Genomic DNA, 17,383 nt, shown 5'->3' with positions numbered 1-17,383 from the left:
GAGGGGCACTAATGCCGGTCGCGGCACTAGTTGAAGCCGGTGGGCAGGTACTCGTCGACGTTGCCCTTGTCGACCACGGCCGAGTACAGCGTGACCGAGGCGGGGATCTCCAGCTCCGCCATCCCGCTGATGCCCTTGGCGTTGCCCAGGGCGCGGGCCAGGTCGATGGCGGAGGCGGCCATCGTCGGCGGGTAGAGAACGGTGGCCTTGAGCACACTGTTGTCGGCCTTGATCGCGTCCATCGCCGACTTGGCGCCGGCGCCGCCGACCATCAGGAAGTCCTCACGGCCCGCCTGCTGGATGGCGCGCAGGGCGCCCACGCCCTGGTCGTCGTCGTGGTTCCACAGCGCGTCGAAGGAGGACTGCGCCTGGAGGAGCTGGGCCATCTTCGCCTGGCCGGACTCGACGGTGAAGTCTGCGGCCTGACGGGCGACCTTCTTGATGTTCGGGTAGTTCTTCAGCGCGTCGTCGAACCCCTTGCTGCGCTGCTGGGTCAGCTCCAGGCTGTCGACCCCGGCCAGCTCGATGACCTTGGCGTTCGCCTTGCCCTTGAGCTTCTCGCCGATGTAGTTGCCGGCGCTGACGCCCATGCCGTAGTTGTCGCCGCCGATGTAGGCGCGGTACGCCTGCGGGTTGGAGAAGATCCGGTCGAGGTTGATGACCGGGATCCCGGCGCGCATGGCCTTCAGGCCGACCTGGGTGAGGGCCTTGCCGTCGGCCGGCAGGATCACCAGGACGTCGACCTTCTTGTTGATGAGCGTCTCGACCTGGCCGATCTGCGCGGCGATGTCGTTGGAGCCCTCGGTGATGTCGAGGGTGATCTCCGAGTACTTCTTCGCCCGCGCCTTGGCCTGCTCGTTGATCGCGTTGAGCCAGCCGTGGTCGGCCTGGGGCCCCGCGAAGCCGATCGTGAGGGCCTTGCCGGGCTTGTCGTCGGCGGCGGGCACGTTCTCGGCCGCCGTCTCCTTGCTCGCGGCGGGCTCGTTGCTGGTGCAGGCGGTGAGGAGGGCACCCGCGGAGACGGCGGCGGTGCCGAACAGGAGTCCTCTGCGGCTGGTTTCTGGCATGGCGGTTCAACCCTTCGGATAGGGCGGTACGACGGTGAGCGGGTACGAGGCGGGAGATCAGGCCTCGCCGTTGCGCGCGGTGCGGCGCTGGACCAGTACGGCGGCGACGATGATGGCGCCCTTGGCGATCTGCTGGACGTCGCTCTGGAGGTTGTTCAGAGCGAAGATGTTGGTGATCGTGGTGAAGACGAGGACCCCGAGGACGGAGCCGACGATGGTGCCGCGCCCCCCGCTGAGGAGCGTGCCGCCGATGATCGCCGCGGCGATGGCGTCCAGTTCGTACAGGTTTCCGTTGGTGTTCTGTCCCGAGCCCGCCAGGATGATCAGCAGGAAGGCCGCGATACCGCAGCACAGCCCGGAGAGCAGATAGAGGTAGAGCCGCTGCCTGCGGACGTCGATCCCGGCGAGCCGGGCGGCCTCCGCGTTGCCGCCGACCGCGACGGTGCGCCGGCCGAAGGTCGTACGGTTCAGGATCAGCCAGCCGATGACGGTGACAAGGGCGAAGACCAGGACGAGCGGCGGGATCCCCAGGATGTACGCGTCGGGGACACCGAGGTCGAGGACCGAGTTCACGGTGACGATCTGTGTCTTGCCGTCGGTGATCTGGAGCGCGAGCCCCCGGGCGGAGGCGAGCATCGCGAGGGTCGCGATGAACGGCACCATCCCGCCGTACGCGATCAGCACCCCGTTGACCAGACCGCAGCCGAGGCCGACGAGTACCGCGGTGAAGAGGATGCCGGCGAACCCGTACTCCTGGGTGGCCAGCGTCGTCGCCCAGACCGAGGAGAGGGCGACGATCGCGCCCACCGACAGGTCGATGCCGCCACTGGTGATCACGAAGGTCATGCCGACGGTGACCACACCGATGACCGAGGCCTGGGTGAGCACCAGTTGGAGGTTGTTGGTGTCGAGGAACTGGTCGGGCTTGGTGATGCCGCCGACCACGATCAGCGCGGCGAGCACCCCGAGCAGGGAGAGGTTACGGACATCGAGACGCATGCCGAGGGCGCGCCAACCGCCGTTTCCCTGCGGAGGCTTGGCGGCCTGAGCGGCCTTGGTGGCGGTGGCCGTGGCGGCCGTGGCGTTGGCCGGACCGGCCGGTTCGGCGAACGAGGCGGGCGAAGTGGGCGGCCCGGACGCGGGCGCGTCGTCGGGCCCGCCCCGCCGTTCCTCGGAGGCGGGCTGTGTCATGGCGTCGGACTCCCTTCCATCACAAGATCGAGTACACGGTGCTCGTCCAGCTCCTGGGCCGGCGCCCGGTGGACGACCCTGCCCTCCCGGAGCACCAGCACCCGGTCCGCGAGGCCCAGCACCTCGGGGACCTCGCTGGAGACGAGCAGTACGGCCAGGCCCTCGTCGGCCAGCCGGCGGATCACGGCGTACAACTCGGCGCGGGCGCCCACGTCGACCCCGCGCGTCGGCTCGTCGAGCAGCAGCACCCGGCAGCCGCGCAGCAGCCAGCGGGCGAGGACCGCCTTCTGCTGGTTGCCGCCGGAGAGGGTACGGATACGGGCGTCCGGGTTGTCGGGGCGCAGGGAGAGTTCCCTGGTGGCGCTCTGCGCGGCGGCGCGCTCGGCGGTGTGGTCGAGCCAGCCGCCCCGGGAGAAACGGCCCAGCGACGACACCGACACGTTGCGGGTGACGGATTCCAGCATCAACAGGCCCTGCGCCTTGCGCTCCTCGGGGGCGAGACCGAGACCCGCGCGGACGGCGGCGCGGACGCTGCCGGGGCGCAGCGGTACGCCGTCGACCAGGACCCGGCCCGCGCTGGGCCGGCGCGCCCCGTAGATCGTCTCCAGGATCTCGGAGCGCCCGGAGCCGACGAGACCGGCGAGCCCGACGATCTCGCCGGGCCGCAGTTCCAGGTCGACCGGGGCGAACTCCCCTTCCCTGGCGAGCCCTTCGACGCGCAGCACCGGCTCCGGGCGCGGCACGCCGTCCGTGGCGGAGGCGGCGGGCCGCTCGGGAAAGACGTACTCGACGTTCCGGCCGGTCATCAGCGCGACGACCTCGCGGGTCGGGGTCTCCTTGGCGGGCAGCGCGACGGCGACGGTGCGGCCGTCCTTGATAACGGTGACCCGGTCGCCGATGCGGCGGATCTCCTCCAGCCGGTGGGAGATGTAGATGACCGCGACCCCGTCGGCGGTGAGGGTGCCGACGGTACGGAAGAGGTTGTCGACCTCGTCGGGGTCGAGGGCCGCGGACGGTTCGTCCATGACGATGAGCCGTACCTCGTGGGAGAGGGCGCGGGCCATGGAGACGATCTGCTGCTGGGCGGCGGAGAGCGAGCCGACGGCGCGGGTGGCCTGGATCTCGGGGTGGCCGAGGCGGGCCAGCAGCGCGGTCGCCCTGGTCCGCGCCTCGCGGCCCCTGACCACGAATCCGGCGGTGGTGGGTTCGTGTCCGAGGAAGATGTTCTCGGCGACCGACAGCCCTTCCACCAGGTCGAGTTCCTGATAGATGGTCGCGATGCCGAGCCGCATGGCGGCGATGGGCGACTTGAGGGTGACCGCCTCGCCCTGCCAGGTGATCACACCGCCGTCGGGCTGGTGGGCCCCGGCGAGCGTCTTGATGAGAGTGGACTTGCCGGCGCCGTTCTGCCCGAGCAGACAGTGCACCTCACCGGCCTCGACCTCCAGGTCCACCCCGTCGAGGGCGCGGACACCGGGGAACGTCTTGGTGATGCCGGACATGGTGAGCAGCGGGGTCGGTGGTGGAGCTGGTGCCATGGCGAATCCCCTCGGCGGATGGCGGCCCGGTCCACGGGGCGCGGCGGCCCACGGGCAGGGTGCGATGGAGCTGACGGCTGTGGTGTACGGAGGAGGTGTACGGACGTGGGTGCCGTCCGTACACGGTGTGGCGCGACTCGTGCGAGTGGGCGAGTGGTGCGGCTCTGACGGCTCGTGCGGCTCGGTGACGCGGTGCGGCTCGTGCGGTGGTACGGGTGGCGCGAAAGCGCCGGTGGTACGGGTGGCGCGGTGGTGCCGGTGGTGCTGGTGGTACGGATGAGGCGGTGGTACCGGTGGTGCTGGTGAGGCAGTGGTACCGGTGGCGCTGATCTTCCGGTAGTACAGGTGGTACGAGTGGTGCGGGCGGATCAGTGGTACCGCACCGGCGTCAGGCCGGTGAGAACAGGTGGTCGCTGATGAGCCGGGCCGCGCCGGTGACCCCGGCGGCCGGCCCCAACTCGCCCAGGACGATGGGGAGATTGCCGGTGGCCAGCGGCAGCGACTGCCGGTAGACCTGGGTCCGTACGCTGGCCAGCAGGGTGTGGCCGAGGCCGGTCACCCCGCCGCCTATCACCACGAGACCGGGGTTGAAGAAGCTGACGAGTCCGGCGATGACCTGGCCGACGCGGTTGCCGCCCTCACGGATGAGCTGGAGCGCGGCCGGATCCCCCGCGGCCGCGGCGGCGGCGACATCCACGGCGGTGAGCGGTCCGCCCGACTCGTCGAGACGGGCGGCCAGTTCGGGCGAGTGGCCGGCCTGGGCCGCGTCCTCCGCGTCCCGGGCGAGCGCGGCGCCGCTGAAGTACGCCTCCAGGCAGCCCTTGTTGCCGCAGGCACAGGGGCGGCCGTCCGCCTCGACCTGGATATGGCCGATGTCGCCGGCGCTGCCGGTCGTCCCCCGGTAGACGTCGCCGCCGACCACGATCCCGCAGCCGATGCCCGTACCGATCTTGACGCAGAGGAAGTCGCCGACGGAGCGTGCGACGCCCGCGTGCTGCTCCCCCATCGCCATCAGGTTCACGTCGTTGTCGACCATGACCGGGCAGCCCAGTTCCTGGCTGAGCGCCTCCCGTACCGGGAAGCCGTCCCAGCCGGGCATGATCGGCGGTGCGACGGGCACACCCTCGGGGAAGCGGACCGGGCCCGGCACCCCTATGCCCGCGCCGTCGAACTCCTCGGCCAGCCCGCTGACCTTGAGCTTCGCGGCCATGACGAGGACCTGCTCGAAGACGGCGACGGGGCCCTCACGGACGTCCATCGGGTGGTTGAGATGGCCCAGGACCTCCAACTCGGCGTTGGTGACGGCCACATCGATGGAGGTGGCGCCGATGTCGACACCGAGGAAGCGCATGCCGGGCGCCAGCCGGATGTTGTGGGAGCGCCGGCCGCCGCGCGAGGCGGCGAGTCCGTCGGCCACCACGAGGCCGGTCTCCAGCAGCCGGTCCACCTCGACGGCGAGCTTGGAGCGTGAGAGGTCGACCTGGTCCCCGAGCTGGGCACGGGAGTTGGGTCCACCGTCGCGCAACAGCCGGAGCAGTCGCGCCTGGTGAGCGTTTGCGGGTCGTGCGGTCATCCGTCTCACGCGCCCCTCCCCGCCTTCTCGGCCGTATACGTCGGTGTGTGCGGCCGGGTTTCCGTTGCCGCGCTTTCGAGGGAACGTAGCAGCGCTTGCCCGCAGGGGGAAGAAGTTGCGCATGAATCCGTACCAACTTTCTCCACACCGAGGACAAAGCCGGGGTGGAGACCACCCGGATCCGGACAGCACGACGGCCGCCACGCGGATTCCGCGTGGCGGCCGGGGGTGTGCCGGGGGTGCGAGGGTGTACGGCGGGCCGAGAGGGCGGCGGCCGGGGTGTCAGGTACGTTCGCGCTGGTGGTACGTGGTGCGGGTGTGCTCCGTGTGCGCCTTCATGACCTCGGTGGCGCGCCCCTCGTCCCGTGCGGCGATCGCCGCGATCAGCTCGCGGTGCTCGATCCAGGACTGCTTGCCGCGCTGCCGGGCGACCGGTGTGTAGTACCAGCGCACCCGGCGGTCCACCTGCGCGGCCAGCTCCGCCAGCACGAGATTGCCCGCCAGCTCCATCACCTTGGCGTGGAAGGCGGCGTTGGTGGCGACCGCCAGATCCACGTCGTCGTCCGCCACGGCGCGCTCCCCCAGGGCGCACAGCTCCTCCAGGGCGGCGATCCCCGCCGTACCGGAGTTGGCGGCGGCGAGCCGGGCGGCGTCCGCCTCCAGCAGCGTACGGACCGAGAGGAGCTGGTCGGCCTCCTCCTCGGTCGGCTCGTGGACGAACGCGCCCTGCGCCGGGCGCAGATCGACCCAGCCCTCGGTGTTGAGGCGCTGGAGCGCCTCGCGCACCGGCTGCCGCGACACCCCGAGGTGGCCCGCGAGTTCGCTCTCGACGAGATGCTGGCCCGGCTGGAGCGCGCGGGTCGTTATCAGTTCGAGCAGGGCCTCGTAGACGCGTTCCCGCAGTGGACCCGGTCGTTCGAGCCTGGGCACGGATCCCTGCGCCAACTTCGCGGACAGCATCGCGGTCCCCCTCCTGGCCGGCAGTGTCGATGACGGTGGCGACAGCCAGTGGCGGAGCGCCCGCACCGGGAATGTGAGGGCGTCACCACATTGGCTATCGTCTACAGTCTACCGAGATCCGCCGGATTCAGGGGCAGCGGATGACCTGACCCGCATAGGAGAGGTTGCCGCCGAAGCCGAAGAGCAGCGCGGGAGCCCCGGACGGGATCTCCCCGCGCGCCACGAGCTTGGAGAGCGCCATCGGGATCGAGGCGGCGGACGTATTGCCGGATTCCACGACATCCCGGGCGATGACCGCGTTGACCGCGCCGATCTTCTGCGCGACGGGCTCGATGATCCGCAGATTCGCCTGGTGCAGCACGACGGCGCCCAGCTCCTCGGGGGTGACTCCGGCGCGCTCACAGACCTTGCGGGCGATCGGCGGGAGCTGGGTGGTGGCCCAGCGGTAGACGGCCTGGCCCTCCTGGGCGAAGACCGGCGGGGTGCCCTCGATCCGTACGGCGCGCCCCATCTCGGGCACCGAGCCCCAGAGCACCGGGCCGATCCCCGGCTCCTCGCCGGGCTCGGTCGCCACGACCACGGCCGCGCCCGCGCCGTCCCCGAGCAGGACGCACGTCGTACGGTCGGTCCAGTCGCCGACGGCGGCCATCTCGTCCGCGCCGATGACCAGGACCCGGGTGGCGGCGCCCGCCCGTACGGCATGGTCGGCGGTGGCGAGGGCGTGGGTGAAGCCCGCGCACACCACATTCAGGTCCATGACGGCCGGAGACCCCATGGAGAGCCGCGCGGCGACCCGCGCGGCGGTGTTCGGCGACCGGTCGATCGCCGTGGAGGTGGCGACCAGCACCATGTCGATGTCGGCCGGGGTGAGACCGGCCGCGGCGAGGGCCTTGGCCCCCGCGTGCGCGGCCAGCTCATCCACCGGTTCGTCGGGACCCGCCACATGCCGGGTCTTGATCCCGACCCGGCTGGTGATCCATTCGTCACTGGTGTCGACCATCGCCGCCAGGTCGTGGTTGGTGAGCACTTTGGCGGGCTGATAGTGCCCCAGCGCGGCGATACGAGTTCCGGTCATGCCCCGGACCCCCTCTTCGTCGACGTACAGGAATGCTCCAGTCTCGTCAGCGACTCACCGGTAAGGGTGCAGGGGAACCAACAGGATTCTTCCGTCCCGGTTGGAGACTCCGCCTTATCCGGTGAAAAGCTGGGCGGCCTTCAGGACCAGCTCGTACACACCGTACGCGAGGGGGATCCCCACCCAAAGCCAGGCGAAGACGATCAGACCGGTACGGCGGGGTTCAGGCGTGGTGGCGCTGGTCGCCGACGAGCTGGTCATCGGGGGCCTCCCTCGGTGCGGGGACGTGGTGGCGGGGGTGGACGGGCCTGACGAATTCGTTGGCGACGAAACCGACGACCAGCAGTCCGATCATGATCGTGAACGAGAGCCCGTAGAGTCCCGCGCCGCTCCTGCCCGCCTCTTCCTGGCTGTCGGCGACACGGTTGACGATGAGCGGGCCGAGCACACCGGCGGTGGACCAGGCGGTCAGCAGCCGGCCGTGGATGGCGCCCACCTGGTAGGTGCCGAAGAGGTCCTTGAGGTAGGCCGGGATGGTGGCGAAGCCGCCTCCGTAGAAGGAGAGGATCACCAGCGCGCAGATGACGAACAGCGGCTTGGAGGCGTCGCCGAACAGCGCGATGAGCAGATACATGAGGGCGCCGACGCCGAGATAGACACGGTAGATGTTCTTCCGGCCGATCAGGTCGGAGGTGGAGGACCAGCCGATCCGCCCCGCCATGTTGGCGGCGGAGAGCAGGGCGACGAACCCGGCGGCGGCCGACACGGAGACCGGCGTGGACGTCTCCGCGAAGAAGTCCGTGATCATCGGGGCGGCCTTCTCCAGGATCCCGATCCCGGCGGTCACGTTCATGCACAGGACGAGCCACAGGCACCAGAACTGCGGGGTGCGCACGGCGGACCGGGCGGAGACCTGCGCGGTGGGAGCCGGGGCGCCCGCCACCGGCGCTTCCCCGGGCGCCTTCTGCCGGTAGCCGGGCGGGGGGACCCGGACCAGCAGCACGCCGAGCGTCATGAAGGCCGCGTAGACCAGCCCGTGGGTCAGGAAGGCGTACGCGATGCCCTCCGGTCCCGTGCCGTACGACTTCAGCATCTGCGCGGACCACGGGGAGGCGATGAGCGCGCCGCCGCCGAACCCCATGATGGCGATGCCGGTGGCCATGCCGGGCCGGTCGGGGAACCACTTGATCAGGGTGGAGACCGGGGAGATGTAGCCGATGCCGAGGCCGATCCCGCCGACGAATCCGTAACCGAGGATGATCAGCCAGAACTGCTCGGTGGCGGCACCGAGCGCGGCGATCAGGAAGCCGGACGAGAAGCAGCACAGGGCGACGGTCATCGCCCAGCGCGGCCCGTTGCGTTCGACGAGGGTGCCGCCGAAGGCGGCCGACAGACCGAGCATCACGATGCCCAGTTGGAACGGGAGGGCGCTCTGGGTACCGGAGAGACCGAGCGCGGATTCGAGCGGGGGCTTGAACACGCTCCAGGCGTAGGCCTGGCCGATCGAGAGGTGCACCGACAGCGCGGCGGGGGGCACCAGCCAGCGGCTCCAGCCGGCGGGTGCGATTGGTGGGGTCATGGTCACGGACTCTAGGAACCCGTGTGCCCTGTTGGGAAGATCTACAACTGCCCGACCGGAAAGAAATTCCCTGGCAGGCGCCGTCCGCGGGTCCGGCGGAAGCCCGGTCCGCCGGAAACCTCGCCGACACCGAATTCCATACTGTAGACAGTATTTCGTAGACAGAAGGTCGGCACAGAGAGGCCGTAACAGCGAAATCGGCACAGCGGATCGGCGAGGCAGAGCCATTCCCTCGGCCCCCTCGACCGAACGGAGAGCGTCACCGATCTCCGATCCGCTGGACGGGTCGTTCCGGCAGTGTGCCGCCGCCCGATCCGGCGCGCGCGTGGCCGAATCCCGGTCCATGGGGCTTCCGCCACGCACCCGCCTACAGAATACTGTATGCACATCCGTTGATACGGCCGCCGACCCTCACCCCTGAGGAGAGCGCAGCGTGAAGAAGCGAGACCGTACGCCGAAGACCTACGCCCGCATCACGCATCCCATGGTGCGGGACAGCAAGGGCGGCCCTCTGCGCCGGGCGACCTGGGACGAGGCGCTGGAGCGGGCGGCCGAGGGACTGGGCGCGGCGCGCGGCGCGTTCGGGATGTTCTCCTGCGCCCGCGCCACCAACGAGATGAACTACGTGGCGCAGAAGTTCGCGCGGGTGGTCATGGGCACCAACAACGTGGACTCCTGCAACCGGACCTGTCACGCGCCGAGCGTCGCCGGGCTCTCCGCCGTCTTCGGATCCGGCGGCGGCACCTCCTCGTACGGGGAGGTCGACCACACGGACCTGATCGTGATGTGGGGCTCCAACGCCCGCTTCGCGCACCCGATCTTCTTCCAGCACGTCCTGCGCGGCATCAGGAACGGCGCGCGGATGTACGCCGTCGACCCGCGCCGCACCTCCACCGCCGAATGGGCCGAGAGCTGGCTCGGGCTGAACGTCGGCACGGACATCCCGATGGCCCACGCGGTCGGCCGCGAGATCATCCGCGCGGGGCTGCACAACACGTCGTTCATCGCGCGCGCGACCTCCGGGTTCGAGGCGTACGCCGCCGAGGTCGAGCCCTGGACGCTCAGCGCGGCCGAGCAGGTGACCGGGGTGCCCGCCGAGGCGATCAGGGACCTCGCCCACGCCTACGCCCGCGCCGAACGCGCCCAGCTCTGCTGGACCCTGGGCGTCACCGAGCATCACAACGGCACCGACAACGTACGCGCCCTGATCAACCTCGCGCTGCTCACCGGACACGTCGGACGGTACGGCTCCGGCGTACAGCCGCTGCGCGGCCAGAACAACGTGCAGGGCGGCGGCGACATGGGCGCCATCCCGAACCGGCTGCCCGGCTTCCAGGACATCCTGGAGCCGGACATCCGGCGGAAGTTCGAGACCGCCTGGGACACCGTCATCCAGCCGCGCTACGGGCTCAACCTGACCGAGATGTTCGAGGCGATGGAGAGCGGCGGGCTCCGGGCCGTCTACTGCATCGGCGAGAACCCGGCCCAGTCCGAGGCCGACAGCGAACAGGCCGTGGAACGGATGCGGCGGCTCGACTGCCTCGTGGTCCAGGACATCTTCCTCACCAGGACCGCCGAACTCGCCGACGTGGTACTGCCCGCCACCGCCGCCTGGGCCGAGACCGACGGCACCACCACCAACAGCGAACGCCGTGTGCAGCGCGTCCGCAAGGCCGTCGAACCGCCCGGCGAGGCCCGCGAGGACATCGACATCATCTGCGACCTCGCGGGCCGCCTCGGCCACGCCTGGAAGTACGCGGACGCCGAGTCGGTCTGGAACGAACTGCGTTCGGTCTCCCCCGACCACTACGGCATGACCTACGAGCGGCTGGCCGAGCACCAGGGCATCCAGTGGCCGTGCCCCGCCACCGACCGGCTCGAACCGACCTTCCTGCACAGCAGGTTGTGGGAGGACGAACCCGAACGGCGCGGCAGGCGCGCGCCCTTCGGCCTCGTACGCCATGACCCGCCCGTCGACCTGACGGACGAGCGCTACCCGATCAGGCTCACCACGGGACGCCGCCTCGACTCGTACAACACCGGCGTGCAGAGCGGGAGTTTCGCCTCACCGCTGCGCAGGGGCGAGTACGTCGAGCTGAGCCCGGAGGACGCCGAGCGGTACGGGGTCACCTCCGGTGAGGAGGTACGGGTCAGCTCCCGGCGCGGCGCCGTACAGGCACCGGTCTGGATCGACCCGGGGCTGCGCCCGGGGCTGGCCTTCATGTCGATGCACTTCCCGGACGAGGTGGACACCAACCAGCTCACCATCGAGGCCAACTGCCCGATCGCGGGCACCGCGGAGTTCAAGGCGTCCGCGATCCGGATCGAGAAGCTGCCCCTACCGAGCAGGAGTTGACTCAGGTGGATCTGCGCTTCGGTGACAGCAAACCGACCGACGAGGAACGCGCGGCGGTCGACGCCCTGCTCGGCCCTCCCGACTCCGCCTGGGAGGGCGCGGACGACCGTACGGACACGGACCTGCGCTGGGCGCGCGGCGGCCGGGAGGCGCGCGAGCGGCGCGATCTGCTGCTGCCGGGGCTGCACGCGGTCAACGACCGGATCGGCTGGATCAGCGAGGGCGCCCTCGACTACCTCTGCCGCCGGCTGACCGTCCCTCCGGCCGAGGCGTACGGCGTGGCCACGTTCTACGCGATGTTCGCCGTCGCCCCGCGCCCAGCGAAGGTGCTGCACGTCTGCACCGACCTGGCCTGCGCGAGCCGCGGCGCCACCGGGCTCCGCGCCGGCCTGGAGGAGCGTCTCGGCCCCGCCGGCACCCCGACGGGCGCCCCGGCGGGCAGCGGCCCCGGCGGCGGACTCGTCTGGCAGCCCAGCCCCTGCCTCGGCCTGTGCGAACGCGCCCCCGCCGCACTGCTCGTCCAGGCGGGCGCCCCGGTCGGACCCGGCGCCGGACCCACCGCAGGACCCGCGGCCGGACCCACCGACGGACCCGCGCGCGAGCCGAACCCGGAGGAACGCCCGTACGCCACCGCCGTCGTCGCACCCGCCACCGCCGACGCGCTCGCACACGCCGCCGCCGAGCCCCTCACGGCCCCCGCCGGACCCGGCGCCGGAAGCGCCGTACCCCAGGCCGGACAGCCCGGACTCACCCTGCTGCGCCGCGTCGGCGTCGTCGACCCGTACAGCCTTGACGACTACCGCGCGCACGGCGGCTACGCGGCGCTGCGCCGGGCCTTCGCCCTCGGCCCCGCCGGGATCATCCGCGAGGTGACCGACGCCGGACTGGTCGGCCGGGGCGGCGCCGCCTTCCCCACCGGACGCAAATGGCAGGCCACCGCCGCCCAGCCCGCCCACCCGCACTACCTGGTCTGCAACGCCGACGAGTCGGAGCCAGGCACCTTCAAGGACCGGGTGGTCATGGAAGGCGACCCGTACTCCCTGATCGAGGCGATGACCATCGCCGGATACGCGGTCGGCGCGCACCGCGGCTACCTCTACCTGCGCGGCGAATACCCGCGCGCCCTGCGCCTGCTCCAGCACGCCATCGGCCAGGCGCGCACCCGCGGACTGCTCGGCGACGACATCCTCGGCCAGGGCTACACCTTCGACATCGAGATCAGGCGCGGCGCCGGAGCGTACATCTGCGGCGAGGAGACCGCCCTGTTCAACTCCATCGAGGGCTACCGGGGCGAACCGCGCTCCAAACCGCCCTTCCCCGTGGAGAAGGGCCTGTTCGGCAGACCGACCGCCGAGAACAACGTCGAGACACTGATCAACGTGCTCCCCATCCTGACCGGCGGCGCCCAGGCGTACGCCGCGACCGGCACCGCCGGATCCACCGGACCCAAACTCTTCTGCGTCTCCGGCAACGTCGGCCGCCCCGGCGTCTACGAACTCCCCTTCGGCACCACCCTCGGCGAACTCCTCGACCTCGCCGAAGCGCCCGGCACCGTACGCGCCATTCTGCTCGGCGGCGCCGCCGGCGGCTTCGTACGCCCCGACGAACGCGACATCCCCCTCACCTTCGAAGGCACCCGCGCGGCCGGCACCACCCTCGGCTCCGGCGTCGTGCTCGTCCTCGACGACACCGTCGAACTGCCACGGATGCTCCTGCGTATCGCCGAGTTCTTCCGCGACGAGTCCTGCGGACAGTGCGTGCCCTGCCGGGTCGGCACCGTCCGTCAGGAAGAAGCGCTGCACCGGATCGCCGACCGTACGGGCGCGGCGGCGGCCGGAGACATCGCACTGCTCCGCGAAGTGGGACAGGCCATGAAGGACGCCTCCATCTGCGGACTCGGCCAGACCGCCTGGAACGCCGTGGAATCCGCCATCGACCGCCTGGACGTCTACCGCACCGCCCACGAGACCGAGGAGGCCCTGTGACCGCGATACCGCTCCAGCCGCCGCGCCGGCTGGTCGAGTTCACCCTCGACGGCCAGGAGACCCGGGTCCCCGAAGGCGCCACGATCCTCGACGCCTGCCGCGCCGCGGGCAAGAACATCCCCACCCTCTGCGAAGGCGACACACTCACCCCGAAGAACGCGTGTCGCCTCTGCGTGGTCGAGGTCGAAGGTGCCAGGACCCTCGCCCCCGCCTGCTCACGCCGCGCCGAACCGGGCATGACCGTCACCACGGACAGCGAACGCGCCCGGCACAGCAGAAAGATCGTCCTCGAACTCCTCGCCTCCTCGACGGACCTCTCCACCACCCCCGGGGCCGCCGAGTGGATCGAGGAGTACGACGCGAAACCCGCCCGCTTCGGACCGGACGCCGCCCGGCTCGGCGAAGAACCGAGAGTCGACAACGAGCTGTACGTCCGCGACTACGACAAATGCGTCCAGTGCTACAAATGCGTCGACGCGTGCGGCGAACAGTGGCAGAACACCTTCGCGATCTCCATCGCCGGCCGCGGCTTCGACGCCCGCGTCGCCACCGAACACGACGCCCCGCTCACCGACTCCGCCTGCGTCTACTGCGGCAACTGCATCGAGGTCTGCCCCACCGGAGCACTCAGCTTCAAAACCGAGTTCGACATGCGCGCCGCGGGTACCTGGAACGAGACGGCCCAGACCGAAACCACCACGATCTGCGCCTACTGCGGCGTCGGCTGCAACCTGACCCTCCACGTACAGGACAATGAGATCGTGAAAGTCACATCACCGCACGACAACCCTGTGACGCACGGCAACCTCTGCATCAAGGGCCGCTTCGGCTTCCAGCATGTACAGCAGCGCTGAACGGGCCGACATCCCGACGAGTAACGAGTAGGACTGATCACCATGGGACGGGTCACCGAGCGCCGCCGCACCATCCGGATCCGGGACGGGATCATCACCACCCGCCCCGACACCCTGGTCGCCGAGGAACCGCTGGAAATCCGCCTCAACGGCAAACCACTCGCCATCACCATGCGCACCCCCGGCGACGACTTCGCACTCGCCGCCGGCTTCCTCGTCAGCGAAGGCGTCCTCGCCGCCGCCTCCGACGTCCGCTCCATCGTCTACTGCGCCGGAGCGAAGGACGACGGCACCAACACCTACAACGTCGTCGACGTACAGCTCGCCCCCGGCGTCCCCGTCCCCGACATCACCCTGGAACGCAACGTCTACACCACCTCGTCCTGCGGACTCTGCGGCAAAGCCAGCCTCGACGCCGTACGGACCACGGCCCGCTTCCCCATCTCCGACACACCCCCCGTCCGGATCGAACCCGCCCTCCTCTCCGGCCTCCCCGACCGGCTACGGGCGGCACAGGCCGTCTTCGACCGGACCGGAGGACTCCACGCCGCGGCCCTGTTCACCGAGGAAGGCGAACTCCTCGACATCCGCGAGGACGTCGGCCGCCACAACGCCGTCGACAAACTCGTCGGCCGCGCCCTGCGCCAAGACCTCCTGCCGCTCTCCCGAGCCATCCTCCTGGTCTCCGGACGCGCCTCCTTCGAACTCGCGCAGAAAGCCGTGATGGCGGGCATCCCCGTATTGGCGGCGGTCTCCGCGCCGTCGTCGCTCGCCGTCGACCTGGCCGCCGAAACAGGACTGACCCTCGTCGGATTCCTCCGCGGCCCCTCCATGAACGTGTACGCGGGAGACGAACGGATCGCACTGCACACCGGCGTATGAATCCCGCCGGGATGCGACCCTCCCCGCGGCACGGGAAGGGACCCGGCCGGCGGGGAGCGCCCCCTGCGTCGGCCGGGAACCCTTTCTTTTTTGGGCTCGGTTCGCCTCCGGGGCGCCGCAAGTCGGCCAGGCGGAGGAGCGGGCCGAAGACTCCGGCACCGCTGAATCGCGAGCCCCGGGGTCAGCGTGTCGCTGCCGATACGGTCTCTTCCGGGGCCGGGGCCTTGGTCGAGGGGGCGGGTTCCGGGTCGCCCGCGCGGCGCCTGGCCAGGACCGCGCAGACCATGAGCTGCATCTGGTGGAAGAGCATCAGCGGCAGCACCGCCAGGCTCGCGTGCGCCCCGAACAGGACGGTCGCCATCGGCAGGCCGGCCGCCAGGCTCTTCTTCGAGCCGGCGAACTGGATCGCCACGCGGTCCTCCCGTACGAAGCCGAGCCGCTTCGCCCCGTACCAGCTCGCCGTCAGCATCGCCGCGAGCAGCACCGCCTCCACGGCCAGCAGCGCCCCGAGGCGGGCCGGGGTCACCTGGTGCCAGATGCCTGTCACCATGCCCTCGCTGAACGCCGTGTAGACGACCAGCAGCACCGAACCCCGGTCGACCAGGCCCAGCACCTTCTTGTGGCGGGTGAGGAAGCCGGTCACCCAGCGGCGCAGGAGCTGTCCGGCCAGGAACGGCAGCAGAAGCTGGGCGACGATCTTGAAGAGGGAGTCCGCGGAGAAGCCGGTCGTACCGCCGCCGATCAGCAGCGCCGCCAGCAGCGGGGTGATCACGATGCCGACGAGGCTGGAGAAGGAGCCCGCGCAGATCGCGGCGGGGACGTTGCCGCGGGCGATGGAGGTGAAGGCGATGGACGACTGGACCGTCGACGGCACCAGGCTGAGGAAGAGCAGCCCGCTGTAGAGCTGCGGGGTGAGGACGAACGGCACCAGACCGCGCGCAGCCAGTCCCAGCAGCGGGAAGAGGACGAACGTACAGGCGAGGACGGTCACATGGAGGCGCCAGTGCCGTAGCCCGTCGACCACCTCACGGGTGGAGAGCCGGGCTCCGTAGAGGAAGAACAGCAGCCCCACCGCGCCGGTCGAGGCGCCGCCCGCGAAGCGCGCCGCGGTGCCGGAGACCGGGAGGAGCGCGGCGAGACCGACGGTCGCGAGAAGGGCCAGGACATACGGGTCGACGGGCAGCCGGGACAGGATGCCCGGGGCGGTGCGGCGGTTCATGTGCTCCACTACTGGCGGTCTCGCGGGTCGGTACAGATCGTGCCTCCCCATGGTGCTCGCTCCGGAGCCGATCGGGAATCCCGTACGCCGCTCTGACTGTCATCACGTTTCGCGATGATCCCGTACCGTGGAGGGATGTACGACCCCGGACAGCTCCGTACCTTCCTCGCCGTCGCGCAGACGCTCAGCTTCACCCAGGCCGCCCGGCGGCTCGGGGTGCGCCAGTCCACGGTGAGCCAGCATGTCCGGCGGCTGGAGGACGCCACGGGCCGGCCACTGTTCACCCGGGACACCCACAGCGTGGAGCTGACGGAGGACGGCGAGGCCATGCTCGGCTTCGCCGGGACGATCCTCGCGGCGCACGACCGGGCGTCGGCCTTCTTCACCGGGACCCGGCTGCGCGGGCGGCTGCGGTTCGGCGCGTCGGAGGACTTCGTCCTCACCCGGCTGCCGGAGATCCTGGAGTCCTTCCGGCGCGACCACCCCGAGGTCGATCTGGAGCTGACGGTCGGGCTCTCGGGCACCCTGCACCAACAGCTCGCGGCCGGCGGGCTCGATCTGGTGCTGGCGAAGCGGCGCCCGGGCGACACCCACGGCCGGCCCGTCTGGCGGTCCACGCTGGTGTGGATCGGGGCGCCGCGGCTGCGGCTGGACCCCGACCGTCCGGTGCCGCTGATCGTCTTCCCGCCGCCCGGCATCACCCGCGCCCGGGCGCTGGAGGTGCTGGAGGCGCACGGCAGGCGGTGGCGTGTCGCGTGTACCAGCGCCAGTCTGAGCGGGCTCATAGCGGCGGCCCGGGCGGGGCTCGGCGTGATGGCCCACACGCGCGGGCTGATCCCGCCCGGGCTGACGCAGGTCCCGGCCCGGGCGGACCTGCCCGAACTGGGCGGGGTCGAGTTCGTCCTGCTGGACGGGGACCGGCGGCGGGGGAACGCGGCGACGCGGGAGGCGGCCGACGCACTGGCCGCGGCGATCCTGGCGGGCGGCGACCGGCTGCACCGGCCGCCCGCCGACGGCTGACCCCCGGATACGTACAGGTACGTACCAGGAATCGCGCTGCGGTAGAGCGCCGGTGAGCACGGCGTACGGATTCGGTGGAGATTC

Annotated in this window: 14 protein-coding genes; 5 read left to right on the top strand and 9 right to left on the bottom strand. The window is 70.9% G+C overall.

Annotation, left to right across the window (positions count from 1 at the left end; translation table 11 throughout):
• Window positions 1-26: 26 nt before the first annotated feature.
• From ACIQ7D_RS01710 to ACIQ7D_RS01675, 8 genes are all read right to left on the bottom strand, one after another.
• The gene (locus ACIQ7D_RS01710) at window positions 27-1,067 is read right to left on the bottom strand and encodes a substrate-binding domain-containing protein (RefSeq protein WP_403932312.1); all 1,041 of its coding nucleotides are present in this window, start codon (window positions 1,065-1,067) and stop codon (window positions 27-29) included.
• 57 nt (window positions 1,068-1,124) lie between these two features.
• Window positions 1,125-2,258, bottom strand: a complete 1,134-nt coding sequence (locus ACIQ7D_RS01705; protein ID WP_403932310.1) for an ABC transporter permease — start codon at window positions 2,256-2,258, stop codon at window positions 1,125-1,127.
• The gene (locus ACIQ7D_RS01700; RefSeq protein WP_403932307.1) at window positions 2,255-3,796 is read right to left on the bottom strand and encodes a sugar ABC transporter ATP-binding protein; all 1,542 of its coding nucleotides are present in this window, start codon (window positions 3,794-3,796) and stop codon (window positions 2,255-2,257) included. Before ACIQ7D_RS01700 ends, ACIQ7D_RS01705 begins: the two co-directional genes overlap by 4 nt.
• Before the next feature lie 388 nt (window positions 3,797-4,184).
• A complete protein-coding gene (locus tag ACIQ7D_RS01695) occupies window positions 4,185-5,369 on the bottom strand; it encodes an ROK family protein (protein WP_403932304.1) in 1,185 nt (394 codons plus the stop codon).
• Window positions 5,370-5,651: 282 nt separating this feature from the next.
• Window positions 5,652-6,329, bottom strand: coding sequence for a GntR family transcriptional regulator (locus tag ACIQ7D_RS01690; RefSeq protein WP_403932301.1), 678 nt, complete (start codon window positions 6,327-6,329; stop codon window positions 5,652-5,654).
• Between the two features lie 127 nt (window positions 6,330-6,456).
• Entirely contained in the window at window positions 6,457-7,404 is a 948-nt protein-coding gene (locus ACIQ7D_RS01685; RefSeq protein WP_403932299.1) for a beta-ketoacyl-ACP synthase III, read from the bottom strand.
• Window positions 7,405-7,518: 114 nt separating this feature from the next.
• Window positions 7,519-7,665 carry a hypothetical protein gene (locus ACIQ7D_RS01680; protein WP_403932296.1) on the bottom strand — a complete coding sequence of 49 codons (147 nt, stop codon included), beginning with the start codon at window positions 7,663-7,665 and terminating at the stop codon, window positions 7,519-7,521.
• Window positions 7,628-8,983: an OFA family MFS transporter gene (locus tag ACIQ7D_RS01675; RefSeq protein WP_403932293.1), complete on the bottom strand. Its 1,356-nt coding sequence runs from the start codon at window positions 8,981-8,983 to the stop codon at window positions 7,628-7,630. Before ACIQ7D_RS01675 ends, ACIQ7D_RS01680 begins: the two co-directional genes overlap by 38 nt.
• A gap of 433 nt (window positions 8,984-9,416) precedes the next feature.
• Here ACIQ7D_RS01675 and ACIQ7D_RS01670 point away from each other — a divergent pair, with 433 nt between their 5' ends.
• Genes ACIQ7D_RS01670 through fdhD form a run of 4 tightly spaced genes read left to right on the top strand, consistent with a single transcriptional unit; the run spans window position 9,417 to window position 15,060 of the window.
• Window positions 9,417-11,339 (top strand): molybdopterin oxidoreductase family protein, encoded by a 1,923-nt coding sequence (locus tag ACIQ7D_RS01670; RefSeq protein ID WP_403932290.1) that lies wholly within the window; start codon window positions 9,417-9,419, stop codon window positions 11,337-11,339.
• A 5-nt stretch (window positions 11,340-11,344) separates the two neighbouring features.
• Window positions 11,345-13,324 carry an NADH-ubiquinone oxidoreductase-F iron-sulfur binding region domain-containing protein gene (locus tag ACIQ7D_RS01665; RefSeq protein WP_403933763.1) on the top strand — a complete coding sequence of 660 codons (1,980 nt, stop codon included), beginning with the start codon at window positions 11,345-11,347 and terminating at the stop codon, window positions 13,322-13,324.
• Complete coding sequence (locus ACIQ7D_RS01660) at window positions 13,321-14,178, top strand: 2Fe-2S iron-sulfur cluster-binding protein (protein ID WP_403932287.1); 858 nt, start codon at window positions 13,321-13,323, stop codon at window positions 14,176-14,178. The genes ACIQ7D_RS01665 and ACIQ7D_RS01660 overlap by 4 nt, the downstream gene beginning before the upstream one ends.
• Before the next feature lie 42 nt (window positions 14,179-14,220).
• Window positions 14,221-15,060: a formate dehydrogenase accessory sulfurtransferase FdhD gene (fdhD, locus tag ACIQ7D_RS01655; protein WP_403932284.1), complete on the top strand. Its 840-nt coding sequence runs from the start codon at window positions 14,221-14,223 to the stop codon at window positions 15,058-15,060.
• A 181-nt stretch (window positions 15,061-15,241) separates the two neighbouring features.
• Here fdhD and ACIQ7D_RS01650 read toward each other — a convergent pair whose 3' ends face one another.
• The gene (locus ACIQ7D_RS01650; protein WP_403932281.1) at window positions 15,242-16,279 is read right to left on the bottom strand and encodes a bile acid:sodium symporter family protein; all 1,038 of its coding nucleotides are present in this window, start codon (window positions 16,277-16,279) and stop codon (window positions 15,242-15,244) included.
• Window positions 16,280-16,414: 135 nt separating this feature from the next.
• On the opposite strand from ACIQ7D_RS01650, the gene ACIQ7D_RS01645 reads away from it, so the two are divergent.
• Window positions 16,415-17,299 (top strand): LysR substrate-binding domain-containing protein, encoded by an 885-nt coding sequence (locus ACIQ7D_RS01645; RefSeq protein ID WP_403932278.1) that lies wholly within the window; start codon window positions 16,415-16,417, stop codon window positions 17,297-17,299.
• Window positions 17,300-17,383 lie beyond the last annotated feature (84 nt).

Source organism: Streptomyces sp. NPDC096310, assembly GCF_044763125.1.
Lineage (GTDB): Bacteria > Actinomycetota > Actinomycetes > Streptomycetales > Streptomycetaceae > Streptomyces.
This window is presented reverse-complemented; position numbering and strand designations above follow the sequence as displayed.